Below are 15,303 nucleotides of genomic sequence, written 5' to 3'. Positions count from 1 at the left end.
ATGAAAAATTACCCTAGTTTCTTCTTGAAGCGTAACGATGCAATGATGATTCCTCCTATGGTAAACAATCCTAGCCATAGAGCATCTTTGCCTAATAAAAGCAGGCTGGCGTCGCGTAAAGCGATGGCGCGGATCATGCGCATGAAATGCGTGACGGGCAGGGCTTCGGCAATCCACTGGGCGGCGACCGGCATGGCATCATAAGGAAACATAAATCCCGATAGTAGTATTGATGGCAAGAGAATGAAGATTGTCATTTGTGTTGCCTGCAATTGCGTTTTGGCAATGGTAGAAAGCACCAACCCAAGGGTTAAACTGGCAAAAATAAACAGAATGGAACCACCTAGCAGTGATAAAAAACTACCCTGTATTGGTACTGAAAACATCCAATGACCCACGCTTAAAATAATGGCGACTTGTAATAGTCCAACTAAAACATAGGGCGCAATTTTTCCTATCATCAACTCCATTGATCGTACTGGCGTGGTAATGAGAAATTCCATGTTGCCATGTTCGTGTTCTCGAACAATGGCAGCGGAGGTGAATAAAATCATTGTCATGGTCAGAATAACGGCCACCAAACCAGGAACGATATTCACCACGGTTCTTTGTTCTGGATTGAAGTATTGCACCACTTCGAAGCTTGGTGCGGTGCGAGTCGCAGTATGGTTTGCCACTTCGTCCAATGGCATATTGCGCAGCGCTCGAATGGTGGAGGCAATGACCGTATCCGAGCCGTCTACTATCCATTGACCTATTGGCAAAGTAAGTGCTGAATCTAGCTGTTTATGATCGTAGAGCGGGTGATTGAATAGACGACGAGTCATATCGCTTGGCAGGTAAAGAGCGGCCCTTATTTCACCCTGGGTGATTGCAACTTCAGCCTCTTTTATGGAGCGATACCGAGCAATAAAGTCAACGGATTGCGTGGCCACCAAGGCTTGCTCCACAGCTCTGCTTTCTGCCGTCTGGCTGAGATCGACAAGACCGACAGGAATGTGTCTAGCGTCGGTATTAATTGCATAGCCAAATAGCATAAGTTGTACCAGAGGTATCATGATAATCATGCCGAAGGTCATTCTGTCTCGTGACAGCTGCTTTAGTTCTTTGATGAAGATGGCATACACTCTAATCCACATAGCGTTCTCCAGTGCAGGTGACAAAAACGTCTTCAAGACTAGGGCGAGCTAATATGCTTTCTCTGCCATTGCTGAGTTCAGATATGAAGAGCAGAGGATCGTGTACTTTTTTCTTCACCAAGACTCTAAGGTGGGCACCGATTTGTGCAGCACTGAGAATGTCTGGGTGATCAGTTAATGTCTGTTTAAGCTGCCTTAACTTATTGCCGCTGACTTCCACCACAGTGGCTGACATTGACTCCATTAAGGCTTGCGGTGAGCCATCAGCACGTTTATTTCCTTCTTCCATAATCGCTAATGCATGGCACCGCTCAGCTTCATCCATATAATGGGTGGACACCAAAATGGTGGTGCCTGCAGCGCACAGGTCAAACAATCTTTCCCAGAACTCGCGACGATTTTCTGGATCAACCGCTGAGGTTGGCTCATCGAGAAAGAGTAACTCAGGGGAGTGCAAGGTGGCACAGGCGAGCGCAAGGCGTTGTTTTTGTCCACCGCTCATGGAACCTGCGAATTGTTTGGTTTGTTTTTCTAGATCATACAATGCAAGCAATTCTTCGATACGGGCTTTTTTACGTTTTCCAGCAAAGCCATAAATAGCGCCAACAAAATCCAGGTTCTCTCGTACTGTGAGATTGTCATATAGGGAAAATTTTTGCGTCATGTAACCGATGCGTGTTTTTAGCGACTCTTCGTGGCCTTGTAGTGGTTTGCCCAAAATAGTGACGTCACCTTCGCTGGCTTCTAATAATCCAGTAAGCAGGCGAATGCTAGTGGATTTTCCGCAGCCATTGGGACCAAGAAAGCCATAAATACTGCCTTTGGGAATTTTTAAATCGAGCTTATTTACGGCAATGTTCTCGCCAAAGCGTTTGCTCAGTCCCTTGGCTTCGATGGCGTATTCTATTTGCTCTGAATTGTTGGAGGTCATGGTAAACGTACCTCAACCGCCAAGCCTGTGGGCAGTTTTTCGGCGTCGATGAGGTCGATATCTGTTAGGTACATTAGTCGAGCTCTATCTCGTTCGTTAAGTGCATAAAATGGTGTATAAGCAGGCTGTGAGCGGATATTTCGTACACGGCCTTGTATAGGTGCTTCGATGCCATCGGCAAACACGTTAATCGCATCGCCCGTTTTTATCTTGGTTAATGCGCTGGCCGGTAAATAGACTCTGGCATAAGGGTGATCAGAAGACAGCAAACTAATTAACTGCGTGTCGGCGCTAATACGGTCGCCCACGTGCCAAGGTAGCGTATCAATTGTTCCGTCAATGGGGGCTGTGATAGTGAGATCTTCGCGAGCTTTAGTTTGCCATGCAAGGGCGGCTTGGGCAGCTTGTACTTTAGCATTGGACTGAGCGATATCTTCCTCACGGGCACCATTTTTTAATTCTAACCATTGGTCATGGGCTTGCTGCGCTTTAGCTTTGTTGCTGTCTCTAGTCGCCTTGGCTGTATCGAAATCGGCTTTGCCAACGACATTGCTTTTATAGAGTTTTTCAATGCGTTGGTACTTGAGTTCCGCTTCTTTACTGGCGGCCAGGGTGGCTTTTAATGCAGCTAAAGACGCACTTAACTGTTCAGGTCGTGTGCCTGCTGTTAGGACGCTGAGGGCTGCATTGGCTTGGGCAAGTTCTGCTTCTCGTTGTGCTATTAATGCATCAAAGCTGCGAGTGTCTAGTTTCAACAAAATGTCGCCTTGGGAGACTTGTTGCCCTTCATTGACATTAACTATGACGATCTGCTCAGCAGCGGGAGCTGACAAGATAATTCTATTGCGCTCAATATTGCCCATGGCATAAGTCGACTCTTCTGATTGGCAAGCCGTCAGTAATGTTACTAGCAGTGCGGATAGTAGAATGTGATGTACTTTCATTCATGCTCACCTTTTTTCTTGTTAGAGGCTGACTGAAATGCAAAGAGGCCTTGCTCTAGCAATGTTTGATTGTGATCTGCAAGACTTAATAGACAGTCTTCTTTGAGTTCGACCCCAAGTTGTTGCTGAAGATATTTAGGTGCCAGTATTGGAAAAATCATTAAGCTGACAAAGCTAAGACGAAGCCATGCTGGATTAAGGTTGGGGTTAATGTGTTTTTGCTGTTCAAATGCCTCTATCCATTTTTCGGAACGTTTTAAAATATTGTCAATAATGCCTGTAACAATGCCAAAGGCTTGAGGGTTATCTTGTTGGCTGATGACTGGCAAAATCAATTTTGGCAGCATGGGGTTGTTGGCGATCATACGATAATAAGTCTGCATCAGCCGTAATGGATCGGGGGTTGTATTTGGGTCTATATCGACTTGGAATTGTTCAATTACTGGTGCCAAGGTTTCTTCTATTACCGCTTCAAATAACCCCGCTTTGGAGCCAAAGTAATAACGAATCATCGCGGCATCAACGCCTGCTGAAAGAGCAATTTTACGTGTTGATACCTTGTCGAAACCCTGTTCGGAGAAACAGCGCTTGGCGGCAGTAATTAAATGACCGCGAGCTGAATCTTGATGCTTGTTAGATTGTTTAGGGCGACCTATTCGAGTAGTCATTATTGGTTCCAACTATTAATTCATCTACTGATGAATATAGGCTATTTAGTCCCAATAAGTTATTAAGATAATTCCTCAAAATAGTATTAAGTGGGGGATTTGTTTAAATGCGGATTTGATTTGTGCTAGTTATGGACTTGCAAAAAAAGAGATGAGTATTTTTACCCATCTCTTTTTTATTGGTTGGGTGGGAGAATCAAGAAAACTGAAATTGTTTGATTTTTTTGCTTAAGTCGTCAGTCATTTTGGCAATCATGGTGCTACCTTCGGATACTTGTTGAGAATCTTCGAGGACTTTTTCAGAGACCTCTCGAATGCCCATGATATTGTGATTCATTTCTTCAGCAACGGTGCCCTGTTGTTCTGCCGCAGAAGCAATCTGATGACTGCGGACGGAGACATCATCAACTTGCCCCAGCATATTTTTCAATTTTTCGGCGGCATCATGCATTATGTCTGCACCGCGTTCAGCTTGTGCTGTACTGGCTGCCATGGACGTAGAGGCTTCTTTTGATTGGTGTTGAAGCTTTTCGATAATAGTACGAATTTCAACAGTGGAGCCTTGAGTTCGGCTGGCTAGGGAGCGGACTTCATCGGCGACAACGGCAAATCCGCGACCTAGTTCACCAGCTCGTGCGGCTTCGATGGCCGCATTTAAAGCAAGTAAGTTGGTTTGTTCAGAGATATCACCAATCACACCTAATACAGAGTCAATGTCGCCTGTTTGCTCAAGCAGCTTAATGATGACGTCATTTGCTCCTTCGATATTCTTGGTTAGGCTTTGAATGTCTGCGTTAGTGGCATCCAAATCTTGGCTGCTCTGACGGGTGATGTTTTGTACTGTCTGCGTAGCCTCAGCTGTGTCTTTGGCGTGCTGCGCGACGTCACGAATGGAATAAGACATTTCATTCATTGCAGTGGCAAGCATTTCGACTTCTTGGAATTGGTGATCCATGCCTTCCTTCGTGTGTAGGCTGTTGCTTTGCATTTGTACGCAAACGGCTTGCAGCTCGGTAATGGCATGATCAACTTCCAACAGGGTATCATTTAGTGAAACCGATACATGGTTTGCGGCATTGGCTAAAATGCCAATTTCATCTCCACGTTGCATATCTAATTGCTTAGTGAGATCACCATCCGAGATGTGTTGAAGATGTTCAGTGACGGACTTCAGTGGACGTGTGATGTTTCGAACAATGGTGACACTCGCAAGTAAGGCAAGAAGTATAAGAATGAACTCAATCGCAGCTGATTTTTGTGCAGCACTCCAAAAGATCGTTTTTACATCGCTAAACAGTACACCGCTGCCGATGACCCATCCCCATGGTTTGTAGCCTTTTACGTAAGAGACCTTGTCTTCAGGCTGTGAAACTTGTGGGCCTTTATAGGCGTAATGGACATAGCCTTCGCCCTTCTTTTGCACCACAGAAACCATTTCTTGCCAATGATGAAAGCCATTGACGTCGGTGACTGTCGACATGTCTTTACCTGTTATTTCAGGTTTGAAAGGGTGCATGAGCAGTTTTGCGTTCATATCATTAACCCAAAAATAGCCATCCTTTCCAAAACGCAGGGCAGCAATTGCCGCTAAAGCGGATTTTTTGGCTTGCTCTTCGCCAATGATAGACGCTTGATCGCCGTAATATTCTACGAGGGAGTAGGCATTATCGACTTGCTCTTTCACTTGTAGCTGTCGAGCGTTTAGCAATTCACTATGGAGTTCGCTATAGGCAATAGCACTGAATATGACGAGGAGCATTACCAAAGCACTTATTAGTGCCCAGAGCTTATAGCTTACTTTGATAGAACTAAGATTCATTTAGTATTCCCTCACTGAGTCGTTATTCGCTTTATAAGAAATGATTATGAGCCTAAGGGATCTTGCTGACTGTGATTGAAATCAAGGTAAAGGCACTTTGCCTGACATTTTGTTAACATCTAAAAACGACTGTTTCTCATCAAAAGGAATCGCAATGCAATACTCTGTACTTATCACTGGCTGTTCATCAGGGATCGGCCTTGAGGCCGCAAAAATGCTCCAAGAGCGTGATTTCATCGTAGTGGCAAGCTGCCGTAAGCAAGAAGACGTAGAGAGCTTGAAAGCAAAGGGCATAAAACACGTTGTACAGTTGGATTTAGCGGATTCCGCTTCTATAGAAAAGGGCTTGCAAGAAACACTGACCATCACTAACGGTCAGCTTTTTGCTTTGTTTAATAATGGCGCTTACGGTCAACCTGGGGCCGTAGAAGATTTACCCGTTGATGCGTTAAGAGCGCAGTTTGAGTGTAATTTCTTTGGTACTCATGAACTCACAACCAAAGTACTAAAAATCATGTTAGCGCAAGGTTTCGGCCGTATTGTGAATAACAGCTCTGTGCTTGGTTTGGTCGCTGCGCCATTCCGTGGTGCTTACAACGCGAGCAAATTTGCCTTAGAAGGCTTAACAGACACGATGCGCTTGGAGTTAGCAGATACTCCAATTAAAGTTAGCTTAATTGAACCAGGCCCTATTGAAAGTCGCTTTAGAGCGAATGCTTTGGTGGCTTTGCAAAACAATATTGATATGCAAAGCAGTCGTCATCAGGCTGGCTATGAAGAGGCGATTGCTCGCCTGAGTAAAGAGGGTGTGACGTCATCACAAACCTTGCCAGCCAGCGCTGTAGTGGATAAGTTGATTCATGCACTAGAGTCGCCACGTCCGAAAGCCCGTTATTACGTAACCTTACCAACGTATGGTGCCGTTATTATGAAGCGTGTATTGCCAACCTGTTTGTTAGATTGGGTGATGCGACGTCAAGGCGCTTAATCTAGGTGTTATCTTGTGTTTCCAGCCAGCTTGTCATTGCCGATAAGTAGGCCGTTCTGGCTGGTGGTTGGGATAAGTAAAGGTCGTGAAAGCCTTGCGGTATGACAGCATTTGATAGGTTGCTAAAGGTTTTATCTGCGGCGGCTTGCATACTGTCAATGTCTAACACCGCATCGCCTTGTTGAGTTTCCTGAACGGTTTTTTTGCCGATGGTGCTGCTGTCTGAGCGACACAGCAAGGTTGGAATTGTGATGCGCTGATTGGATAAGTTTCTCTGCGCAATAATAATTTCTCTTAGCCAATGGAAGGATAAATCAAAACCTTGCGCAGGTTTCCAATCTAACCGGTAATCCCATTCACCACCAAATGCACAGTGTATTGTTTTGGCATAAAGCGTGAACTTCTTGGCGCGTAAATAAGAAAAAGGCAACAATGATACTAGGATTCGAATAGGCCAGCTAACGCGCTTAAGCACCGCAGGAGGGAAAGGGAGAGCCAAAAATGGGCTGTTTAAAATTAAGCCGCTAATAGTTGGAAAGGCTTTTTGATAGTAACTTTCTCGTTCTGGTAAAGCATAAGGCTGAGCTAAATAAGTGGAGACGACAAGTCCGCCTGTTGAGTGTCCTAAAATGACAACATCGTCCACCCCATCTGCTTTCATCGTAGCCAGTGCAATGTCTAAATCTTGCCCGTATTGCTCAAGGGACTCGCACCAATTCGGCGGTGTCGAAGGGCGAATAGAGCGTCCGTAGCCTTGAAGATCAATCGCATAGAAACGATAGCCAAGTTGAATAAAATGCTCGGCTAATCCGGCTTGAAAAAAATAATCCGTATAGCCATGTACGTATAATATGGCTTTGGTTGCCGATGGGTTACCAAGGTGATTAATTAGAGTTGTGTGTACTTGTGTTTTTGGCCCAGCAAAGGCAAAGGTGCGTGCTCTAAAGTCGGCACCTAATAGGTCTTCACAGTCATTAATCAGTTTCCAGTGTTGTCCTATTGGTGCGCTCATAATTGCCTTATTTATCAATTATTTGAAAATACTATCGCCAAGTTGGTCAATCGTAAGCTTGGCTTTGCGTAATGTAATCTCAATACACTCGTCACGGTTTGGCATTAAATCTGAGCGAATGAAATTGTGTACTTTTTGCTCGTCGCCTTCACCTTTGGTAATGGTTGCCGCTATTCGGTATTGACCGCCATCTTTCATTGGTGCTGGTACAATTGAAAAGCCTTTGTGCTCTACGACGTCTTCTGTTTTTTCTGGTGCGCTTTCGCCGCCAGCAAATAGCCCTTTAAGGCTAGATAAGATACCCATTAATACATTCTCCTATACTTTTCTCTATTTTTCGGGGATTTATTGTAATAGTCAAACACCGTCGTATTATTTATTTCTATCGATTACAGAATTACCACAGGATAATCCTTCTGTCGAAGTATACTAACTTTTTGACGTTTCTTTTTCTTAGGATATTAGTTTGAAAAAAGCGATGAGTACGATTAGCCAAGTTGCAACCCTAGCGGGTGTGTCAAAAGCTACAGTTTCCCGAGTGTTAAGTGGTGTGGTTCCAGTTAAAGATGAGACGAAATCTCGTGTATTAGAGGCGATTAAGACACTATCTTATAGCCCTAATCAGGCGGCTAGATCTCTTGCCAGTAATAAAACTTATACCATTGGTTTGGTGGCGTCTCGTATCGATACTGCCTACTACGGACCGGCGGCAAGTGGTGTTGAAAAGGCCCTACGTGGCGGCGATCGTCATGTCATTATCGCCAGTGGCAATGGCTCGTTGGAGGGAGAGCGTGATGCGGTTGAGTTTTTGATTAAGCGTCAAGTCGATGCATTAGTTATTATTACTAATTTTTTATCAGAAGAGGAAATATCACAGATTAATTTACGCTGTCCTGTCTTTGTTTTGAACCAGACTTTTCCAGGTGGTGATGATCATGTTATTTCTTTTGATAACTTTGCGGGTGGTGAAATGGCGACCCAATATCTTATTGATAAAGGTCATCGAAAAATTGCGACAGTTACTGGTCCACTATGGAAGCATGATGCTAATCAGCGATATTTAGGTTGTCAAAAAGCGCTGCAAAATGCGGGTTTAAATCTGTATTTTCAACTCGAAGGCAACTTTAGTGCAAATTCCGGTATGACTCATATGCAATCTATTTTAGAGCGTGAAGATAGGCCAACGGCAATCTTTTTTGCTAATGATGTTATGGCGATGGGAGCACTGCATGTATGTGCTGAGCAAGGTATTAAGGTCCCTGAAGATATCGCAATCATAGGTTTTGATGACCTTGATATGTCTAAGTATTATTCCCCAAGTATTACCACCATAAAATTGCCGCTATACGATATGGCTGAAGCCACAGCATACCTGCTTTTAAACCGTGTTTATGATATTCAATTTCCTGTAAAAAACAGCTTTTTCCCAGAGCTAATCGTTCGCCAATCAGCTTAGGTCAAACATCCATACTGTAAAAAACAAATGAATGAAATGTATTGACGGGGTCATATTATTGTCTAATATTTGTTCATGTAAGCGGTTTCATTTCAAGTTTTACCGTTTTCAACTCAAGTCTTTCTTAAGGAAGTTTTGAGGACAAAAACCCAATAGAGGATAAAAATAATATGATGGGTAAAAAACTGTTTGCTGCCACAATTGGGGCAGGATTTATGAGTGCGTCGGTCCAAGCGGCCAATATTGAAGTCATTCATTGGTGGACATCTGGCGGAGAACAAAAAGCCGTCACAGTGTTGGCCGAGGAATTTAATAAACTGGGCAACGACAAGTGGATGGATACCGCTGTCGCATTAGGCGAAAACGCGCGAGCACTTACTATGCAGCGCATTCTAGGTGGTGATGCACCGGGCGCCGCACAATTCAACACCTCTCGTCAGTTCGAAGAATTGATTGAAGAAGGTCTTCTCCTAGATCTCACTCCGGTTGCAGAGAAAGAAGGTTGGACAAACTTTATTCGTCCTTCGAGTATCTTAAATCCTTGTATGAAAGACGGCGGCATTTATTGTGTGCCAGTCAATATCCATTCTAATCAATGGCTTTGGACGAATAAGAAAGTTTTTGCTGATGTTGGCGTGAAAGAACCTCATACATGGGAAGAGTTTTTGACTGTTGCGCCTAAAATTCGTGACGCGGGTTATATTCCTTTGGCCTTTGGTGGGCAAGGTTGGCAGGAACGCCATGTTTTTGATGTAGTGATGATTGGCGTGACAGATGAAAAATTCTGGAACAGTGTATGGAAAGATAAGGACCCAAAGGCTGCTAGCAGCGATAAAATGCGTAAGGTGTTTGAAACTTTTGGTGCATTACGACAATTTACCGATGAGGGTGCGCCTGGTCGAAATTGGAATGATGCCACTAACATGGTTATCACTGGCAAAGCGGCTGCACAAGTAATGGGTGACTGGGCTCGTGGTGAGTTTGCTGCGGCAGGAAAAGTTGCCGAAGTCGATTATGGCTGTATTCCGGGACCCGCTAAACGTCCTTCTCTCACTTTAGGCGGAGATGCGTTTATCTTTCCTAAATCCTCTAATAAAAACCTTGAAGCTGCGCAATTGAAGCTGGCTTCAATGATGTTAAATCCAACTATTCAAGCAAAATTTAACAATACTAAAGGCTCTTTGCCAGTACGTGCCGATGTTGACTTAAAAGTGGCGGATGCGTGTATGAAAAAAGGTCTCGCTTTGTTGGATGATCCCAAAGCGACTATTACACCTGCAAATAATTACATTACGGAAGATACGAATGGGCAGGTTCAAGATTTAGTCTCTACTTTTTGGAACGAACCAAGTATGTCTGTCGACAATGCACTTAGCATTTTCAAAGGCATTATCGAAGACGCTGAGTAACCTTCGATAATCAGAATAACCACCAGTTTTCTCTAGTATTTAGTGCTGAAGATGCAGTACTGGCGGTCAATTCTTGTGTTTCAAAAAGGAGTTTAAGATGGAAGAGACTATGGCTAATACAGCAAAAGTATCGACCCCGCGACGTACGAAACGAATTCAAATTTCTTCGTTATTAGCAAGTGCGCCCATGGCGATTGTTGCAATTGGCGTATTTGTGGTTTGTGTCGGTTATTCGGTGATGCTTTCGTTCACGAAATCACGCTTGTTTCCAAACTTTAATTGGGTCGGATTAGACCAATATGAACGCCTCTGGGGAACGTCCCGGTGGGTGGTGTCTGTAGAAAACTTATTTTTGTATGGAATTTTATTCATTGCCTTTTGTTTAGTCTCGGGCTTTTTTATGGCGGTGTTTCTTGATCAGAAAGTCCGTTTTGAAAGCGGCTTTAGGACTTTGTTTTTGTATCCCTATGCGATGTCCTTGGTCGTGACTGGCTTGGTGTGGCAATGGATGATGGAGCCTTCTCTTGGCGTTCAAAATGTTATTCAACGTATGGGTTGGGAATCATTTGAATTCGCGCCTTTGGTTGATCCGCAGTACGCACTTTATGGTGTATTAATCGCCGCCGTTTGGCAGTCGTCTGGGTTAGTAATGGCTCTGATGTTGGCAGGTTTACGAGGCATTGATGGCGAAATCTGGAAAGCGGCTCGTGTGGATGGTATTCCAGCGTGGAGAACCTACCTCTTTATCGTTTTGCCAATGATGCGACCAGTAATGATTACCTCCGTCGTATTACTAGCCGTTGGTGTCGTGCGAGTGTATGACCTGATTGTCGCGCAAACTGGTGGCGGCCCTGGTATGTCGACGGAAATGCCTGCGAAGTTCGTTATTGATCACATTACAGCCCGTGGCAATGTGGGCTTGGGAATGGCGGCGGCAACCATGATGTTGCTTCCAGTGCTCTTGGTAATTGGTCCCTGGATTTATCGCGAATATGTTCGTCCAGCCAAACATTAGGAGTCGATCATGGAACAGATTCAATTAACTGGTCCACATGGGCCAAAACCGAAAAAAACCACAGTCTCACGGCTTGGTGTTTATGCATTTTTATTCAGTGCTGCCGTTTTCTTTTGTATTCCTTTGTACGTGATGTTGATTACATCGCTAAAAGGCATGTCTGAGATTCGCTTAGGGGAGCTTTTTTCGTTACCTGGCGACCCAAGTTTTGCTGCATGGGTAAAGGCATGGGGCGAGGCATGTTCTGGGGTGGAATGTAATGGCATTCAAACAGGCTTTTGGAACTCGGTGAAGATCACCATTCCGAGTGTGGCGATTTCTATCATCCTAGGTTCGATTAACGGTTATGCTTTGTCCTTTTGGCGCTTTAAAGGCTCTAATTTATTGTTTGGCATTCTCTTGTTTGGGGCTTTTGTGCCATTTCAAGTGGTGATCTTTCCACTGATTATTTTCCTTCGTGAAGTGGGACTTTATGGTTCTTTAACTGGGATTATTTTGATTCACACCATCTTTGGTATGCCGATCATGACCTTGTTATTCCGCAATTATTTTTCATCGTTACCCGATGAATTATTTAAAGCTGCGCGAGTAGATGGCGCAAATTTTTGGCAGATCTTCTTTCAAATCATGATGCCGTTATCCATTCCTGTGACAGTCGTTGCGGTGATTTTACAAACTACCGGGATTTGGAATGACTACTTATTGGGGTTAATTTTTGCGGGTCGTGAGAACTTACCCATGACAGTGCAATTAAACAATATAGTGGCAACAACATTTGGCGTACGTGAATACAACGTGAATATGGCCGCAACGATTCTTACGGCGCTTGTGCCGTTGGCTATTTACTTGTTGTCTGGCAAATATTTTGTGCGTGGCATAGCGGCTGGCGCGGTGAAGGGGTAAGACTATGAACAGTATATCTATTAAAGAATTGGATCTTAAGTACCAAGATGCCCATGTTTTAAAGCAACTTAATCTTAATATTAAAAAGGGTGAGTTTTTGGTTCTTTTAGGGTCTTCCGGTTGTGGAAAATCGACTTTGCTTAATTGCATCGCTGGCTTATTGGATATCTCTGCAGGGCAGATTTGGATCAATGATCGCAATGTGACTTGGGAGGAGCCTAAAGATCGTGGTATTGGCATGGTATTCCAGTCTTATGCTTTGTATCCGCAGATGACAGTGGAAAAGAATTTGTCTTTTGGTTTGAAAGTGAAAGGCATGGCCAAAGGTGAGATTCGCGAGCGAGTCGATCGTGCTTCTAAAATTTTGCAAATAGAGCCTCTATTGCACCGCAAACCTTCAGAATTGTCTGGTGGGCAGCGTCAACGTGTGGCGATAGGGCGAGCCTTAGTACGAGATGTTGAGGTGTTTTTATTCGATGAGCCTTTATCGAATTTAGACGCTAAGTTGCGCGCGGATTTACGGGTAGAAATTAAGCGTTTGCATCAAAAATTAAAAAATACCATGGTGTATGTGACTCATGATCAAGTAGAAGCGCTCACCTTAGCGGATCGGATTGCCATCATGAAAAATGGCGAAATTCAGCAATTAAGTACGCCAGCGGATATTTATCATAAGCCCTGTAATCTCTTTGTAGCGCAGTTTATTGGCTCGCCAAGCATGAATTTGTTGGAAGGCCGCATCGTAGGCGAAAATTTCGTTTATCAAGATTACCGAGTCAACTTAATGGGCTATGAGTTTATTAATCAAGGTGATCATGACGAGAACGCTTTTTTGGGAATTCGGCCTGAGCATTTGGCGCTTGAACCTCGTGATGGTTATGTGAAATTGATTTCTGCCAAGATTGATATCTTAGAACCAATGGGGGATGAAACCATTGTTTGGTTTGATTTTATGGGCCGTAAATGGTCGGTAAAAGTTCATGGAGATCATCAGCTTAAATGGGATGAAGACGCTGATATTTATCTTGATCCGAAAAAAGCTCATCTCTTTGCTAAGCAAGGTGAAGTACGCCTTTAAGCCAATAATTATCGCAATAAAAATAAAAAGGAAACGATATGACCGAATTTTCATTTCAGCTTTATAGTGCCCGCAATACACAATCTCTTGATGAGGTATTTAGCCTTTTACATCAAGTAGGTTACAGAGAGGTAGAAGGTTATGGCGGCTTGTATGGCCAATTGGATGAGCTGAAAAGCTTATTAGTTAAGCATCAGTTAACTATGCCAACCGGACATTTTGATTTGGCTATGTTGGAAAATAACATTCAGCAAGCTTTGTATATCGCTAAGACGCTAAATATGCACACCATTATTTGCCCCTTTATTATGCCCGATCAACGGCCAGATAGTGCACAAGGTTGGTTTGAATTCGGGCAGCGCTTAGAAACTATTAGAGAAAAAACCATCAATGCTGGTTTTGAATTTGCTTGGCACAATCATAATTTTGAGTTTGAACCGTTAGCCGATGGCTCTTTGCCAATGTCGTTGATTCTAGAAGGTGGCCCGAATATTAAATGGGAAATGGATGTGTCTTGGGTAGTCAGAGGGGGTCAGGATCCGGCTGAGTGGCTCTCTAGGTATCGTGACCGAATTTGCGCTGTGCATTTAAAAGACATCGCCCCAGAAGGCGAATGCCAAGATGAAGATGGCTGGGCTGATTTTACCCACGGAACTTTGCCTTGGCGAGACTGGTGGCCAGTAGTGCGTTCAACGCCTGCCAACGCGTTTGTGATGGAGCATGATAACCCTAATGATTTATCGCGTTTTGCCAATCGAGCCCTAAAAGGGGCGCAGGCCTTAGCAAAAGGAGCAACAGTATGAAAACGATTTTAAATGTTGGGCTGATTGGTTGCGGAAATATTTCGGACAGTTATTTGTCTTTGGCGCCACAGTTTTGCGGTTTCAAAATTTTAGCCTGTGCGGATTTAAACACTGAATTGGCGGTAACGAAAGCACAGAAGTACGGCATTGAATCGCGTACAGTAGATCAATTATTAGCCTCACAAGATATTGATATTATTGTTAATTTAACCATCCCCGCAGCGCATTATGCCGTGAGTATGCAGGCTCTAGAAGCGGGTAAGCATGTTTATTCAGAAAAGCCTTTGGTTTTGAGTCTTGAAGAAGGGCAAAAAATGAAAGCGCTCTCACTCAAGAAGGGGTTAAAAGTCGGGAGTGCCCCTGACACCTTTATGGGTGGCTCCCATCAGTTTGCACGGCATTTATTGGACAAGGGAGAAATTGGCGAAGTGTACTCAGGTACTTGCCATGTGATGAGCGCAGGAATGGAGAGTTGGCATCCCAATCCGGACTTTTTCTTTAAACCTGGTGGTGGCCCTATTCTTGATTTAGGTCCGTATTATATTGCTAATTTAATTCAATTATTAGGTCCTGTGGAATCGGTAATTGCCAAGACAGCGATTCCTCGTAAACAACGCAAGATCACCAGCCAACCAAGATCTGGCGAGATGATAGACGTCGAAACACCGACGACTATACATGCTATTTTGACTTTTGAAAGTGGCGCAGTCATTACGTTAGGAGCAAGTTGGGATGTAAAGGCTCATCAACATTCCCATATGGAGCTATACGGCAGTAAAGGTTCTATGTATTTGCCTGACCCTAATTTTTTTGGTGGGAAAGTATCGCTGATTCAGGATGGTCGTGAGACACCCTTGCAAGTATGGGATCACCCATTTGGCGTGCCCAATCAAATTCATGGCGAGCTAGCAAAGGCGAATTATCGCACTGCAGGTTTGGCAGAAATGGTAATGGCGATCCATATGGGGCGAGATCATATGTGTGCGCTGGACAGAGCTTTGCATGGTGTGGAAGTCATGACGGCGATTTTGGCTTCAGGTGAGAGTGGGCAATCTATCAAGATGACCACCCATTGTGATCGTCCACGAGCGCTTGATCCAATAGCTGCTAAAGCCTTACTTGCTGCTTGTTTCTAGGA

Annotated in this window: 15 protein-coding genes; 8 read left to right on the top strand and 7 right to left on the bottom strand. The window is 44.1% G+C overall.

Annotated features, from left to right (window positions below):
• Positions 1–8: 8 nt before the first annotated feature.
• The 5 genes from DFP75_RS11595 to DFP75_RS11575 form a co-directional block, all read right to left on the bottom strand.
• Complete coding sequence (locus tag DFP75_RS11595) at positions 9–1,139, bottom strand: ABC transporter permease (protein WP_110575802.1); 1,131 nt, start codon at positions 1,137–1,139, stop codon at positions 9–11.
• Positions 1,129–2,070 (bottom strand): ABC transporter ATP-binding protein, encoded by a 942-nt coding sequence (locus tag DFP75_RS11590; protein ID WP_110575800.1) that lies wholly within the window; start codon positions 2,068–2,070, stop codon positions 1,129–1,131. Before DFP75_RS11590 ends, DFP75_RS11595 begins: the two co-directional genes overlap by 11 nt.
• Positions 2,067–3,014 carry an HlyD family secretion protein gene (locus DFP75_RS11585; RefSeq protein ID WP_110575798.1) on the bottom strand — a complete coding sequence of 316 codons (948 nt, stop codon included), beginning with the start codon at positions 3,012–3,014 and terminating at the stop codon, positions 2,067–2,069. Before DFP75_RS11585 ends, DFP75_RS11590 begins: the two co-directional genes overlap by 4 nt.
• On the bottom strand, positions 3,011–3,682 hold the full coding sequence (locus DFP75_RS11580) for a TetR/AcrR family transcriptional regulator (RefSeq protein ID WP_110575796.1): 672 nt from the start codon (positions 3,680–3,682) through the stop codon (positions 3,011–3,013). Before DFP75_RS11580 ends, DFP75_RS11585 begins: the two co-directional genes overlap by 4 nt.
• Before the next feature lie 196 nt (positions 3,683–3,878).
• Positions 3,879–5,501 carry a methyl-accepting chemotaxis protein gene (locus tag DFP75_RS11575; protein ID WP_110575793.1) on the bottom strand — a complete coding sequence of 541 codons (1,623 nt, stop codon included), beginning with the start codon at positions 5,499–5,501 and terminating at the stop codon, positions 3,879–3,881.
• A gap of 154 nt (positions 5,502–5,655) precedes the next feature.
• On the opposite strand from DFP75_RS11575, the gene DFP75_RS11570 reads away from it, so the two are divergent.
• Complete coding sequence (locus DFP75_RS11570; protein WP_110575791.1) at positions 5,656–6,489, top strand: SDR family NAD(P)-dependent oxidoreductase; 834 nt, start codon at positions 5,656–5,658, stop codon at positions 6,487–6,489.
• Position 6,490: 1 nt separating this feature from the next.
• Here DFP75_RS11570 and DFP75_RS11565 read toward each other — a convergent pair whose 3' ends face one another.
• Together DFP75_RS11565 and DFP75_RS11560 are read right to left on the bottom strand one after the other, a co-directional pair.
• Positions 6,491–7,501 (bottom strand): alpha/beta hydrolase, encoded by a 1,011-nt coding sequence (locus DFP75_RS11565; RefSeq protein ID WP_110575790.1) that lies wholly within the window; start codon positions 7,499–7,501, stop codon positions 6,491–6,493.
• A gap of 18 nt (positions 7,502–7,519) precedes the next feature.
• The gene (locus tag DFP75_RS11560) at positions 7,520–7,807 is read right to left on the bottom strand and encodes an HlyU family transcriptional regulator (RefSeq protein WP_110575788.1); all 288 of its coding nucleotides are present in this window, start codon (positions 7,805–7,807) and stop codon (positions 7,520–7,522) included.
• Positions 7,808–7,967: 160 nt separating this feature from the next.
• On the opposite strand from DFP75_RS11560, the gene DFP75_RS11555 reads away from it, so the two are divergent.
• The 7 genes from DFP75_RS11555 (at position 7,968) to DFP75_RS11525 (ending at position 15,301) form a co-directional block, all read left to right on the top strand.
• A complete protein-coding gene (locus DFP75_RS11555; RefSeq protein ID WP_110575786.1) occupies positions 7,968–8,957 on the top strand; it encodes a LacI family DNA-binding transcriptional regulator in 990 nt (329 codons plus the stop codon).
• 170 nt (positions 8,958–9,127) lie between these two features.
• The gene (locus DFP75_RS11550; RefSeq protein WP_110575783.1) at positions 9,128–10,366 is read left to right on the top strand and encodes an ABC transporter substrate-binding protein; all 1,239 of its coding nucleotides are present in this window, start codon (positions 9,128–9,130) and stop codon (positions 10,364–10,366) included.
• Between the two features lie 97 nt (positions 10,367–10,463).
• A complete protein-coding gene (locus tag DFP75_RS11545) occupies positions 10,464–11,381 on the top strand; it encodes a carbohydrate ABC transporter permease (RefSeq protein WP_110575781.1) in 918 nt (305 codons plus the stop codon).
• 9 nt (positions 11,382–11,390) lie between these two features.
• Positions 11,391–12,284 (top strand): carbohydrate ABC transporter permease, encoded by an 894-nt coding sequence (locus DFP75_RS11540; protein ID WP_110575780.1) that lies wholly within the window; start codon positions 11,391–11,393, stop codon positions 12,282–12,284.
• Between the two features lie 4 nt (positions 12,285–12,288).
• On the top strand, positions 12,289–13,362 hold the full coding sequence (locus tag DFP75_RS11535; protein ID WP_110575778.1) for an ABC transporter ATP-binding protein: 1,074 nt from the start codon (positions 12,289–12,291) through the stop codon (positions 13,360–13,362).
• Between the two features lie 38 nt (positions 13,363–13,400).
• Positions 13,401–14,165, top strand: a complete 765-nt coding sequence (locus DFP75_RS11530; RefSeq protein ID WP_110575776.1) for a sugar phosphate isomerase/epimerase family protein — start codon at positions 13,401–13,403, stop codon at positions 14,163–14,165.
• Entirely contained in the window at positions 14,162–15,301 is a 1,140-nt protein-coding gene (locus tag DFP75_RS11525) for a Gfo/Idh/MocA family protein (protein WP_110575774.1), read from the top strand. The genes DFP75_RS11530 and DFP75_RS11525 overlap by 4 nt, the downstream gene beginning before the upstream one ends.
• Positions 15,302–15,303 lie beyond the last annotated feature (2 nt).

Source organism: Marinomonas alcarazii, from assembly GCF_003208215.1.
GTDB classification, from domain to species: Bacteria; Pseudomonadota; Gammaproteobacteria; order Pseudomonadales; family Marinomonadaceae; genus Marinomonas; species Marinomonas alcarazii.
The sequence above is the reverse complement of the archived record's forward strand: the minus strand, read 5'-3'. Positions and strand labels throughout refer to the sequence as shown.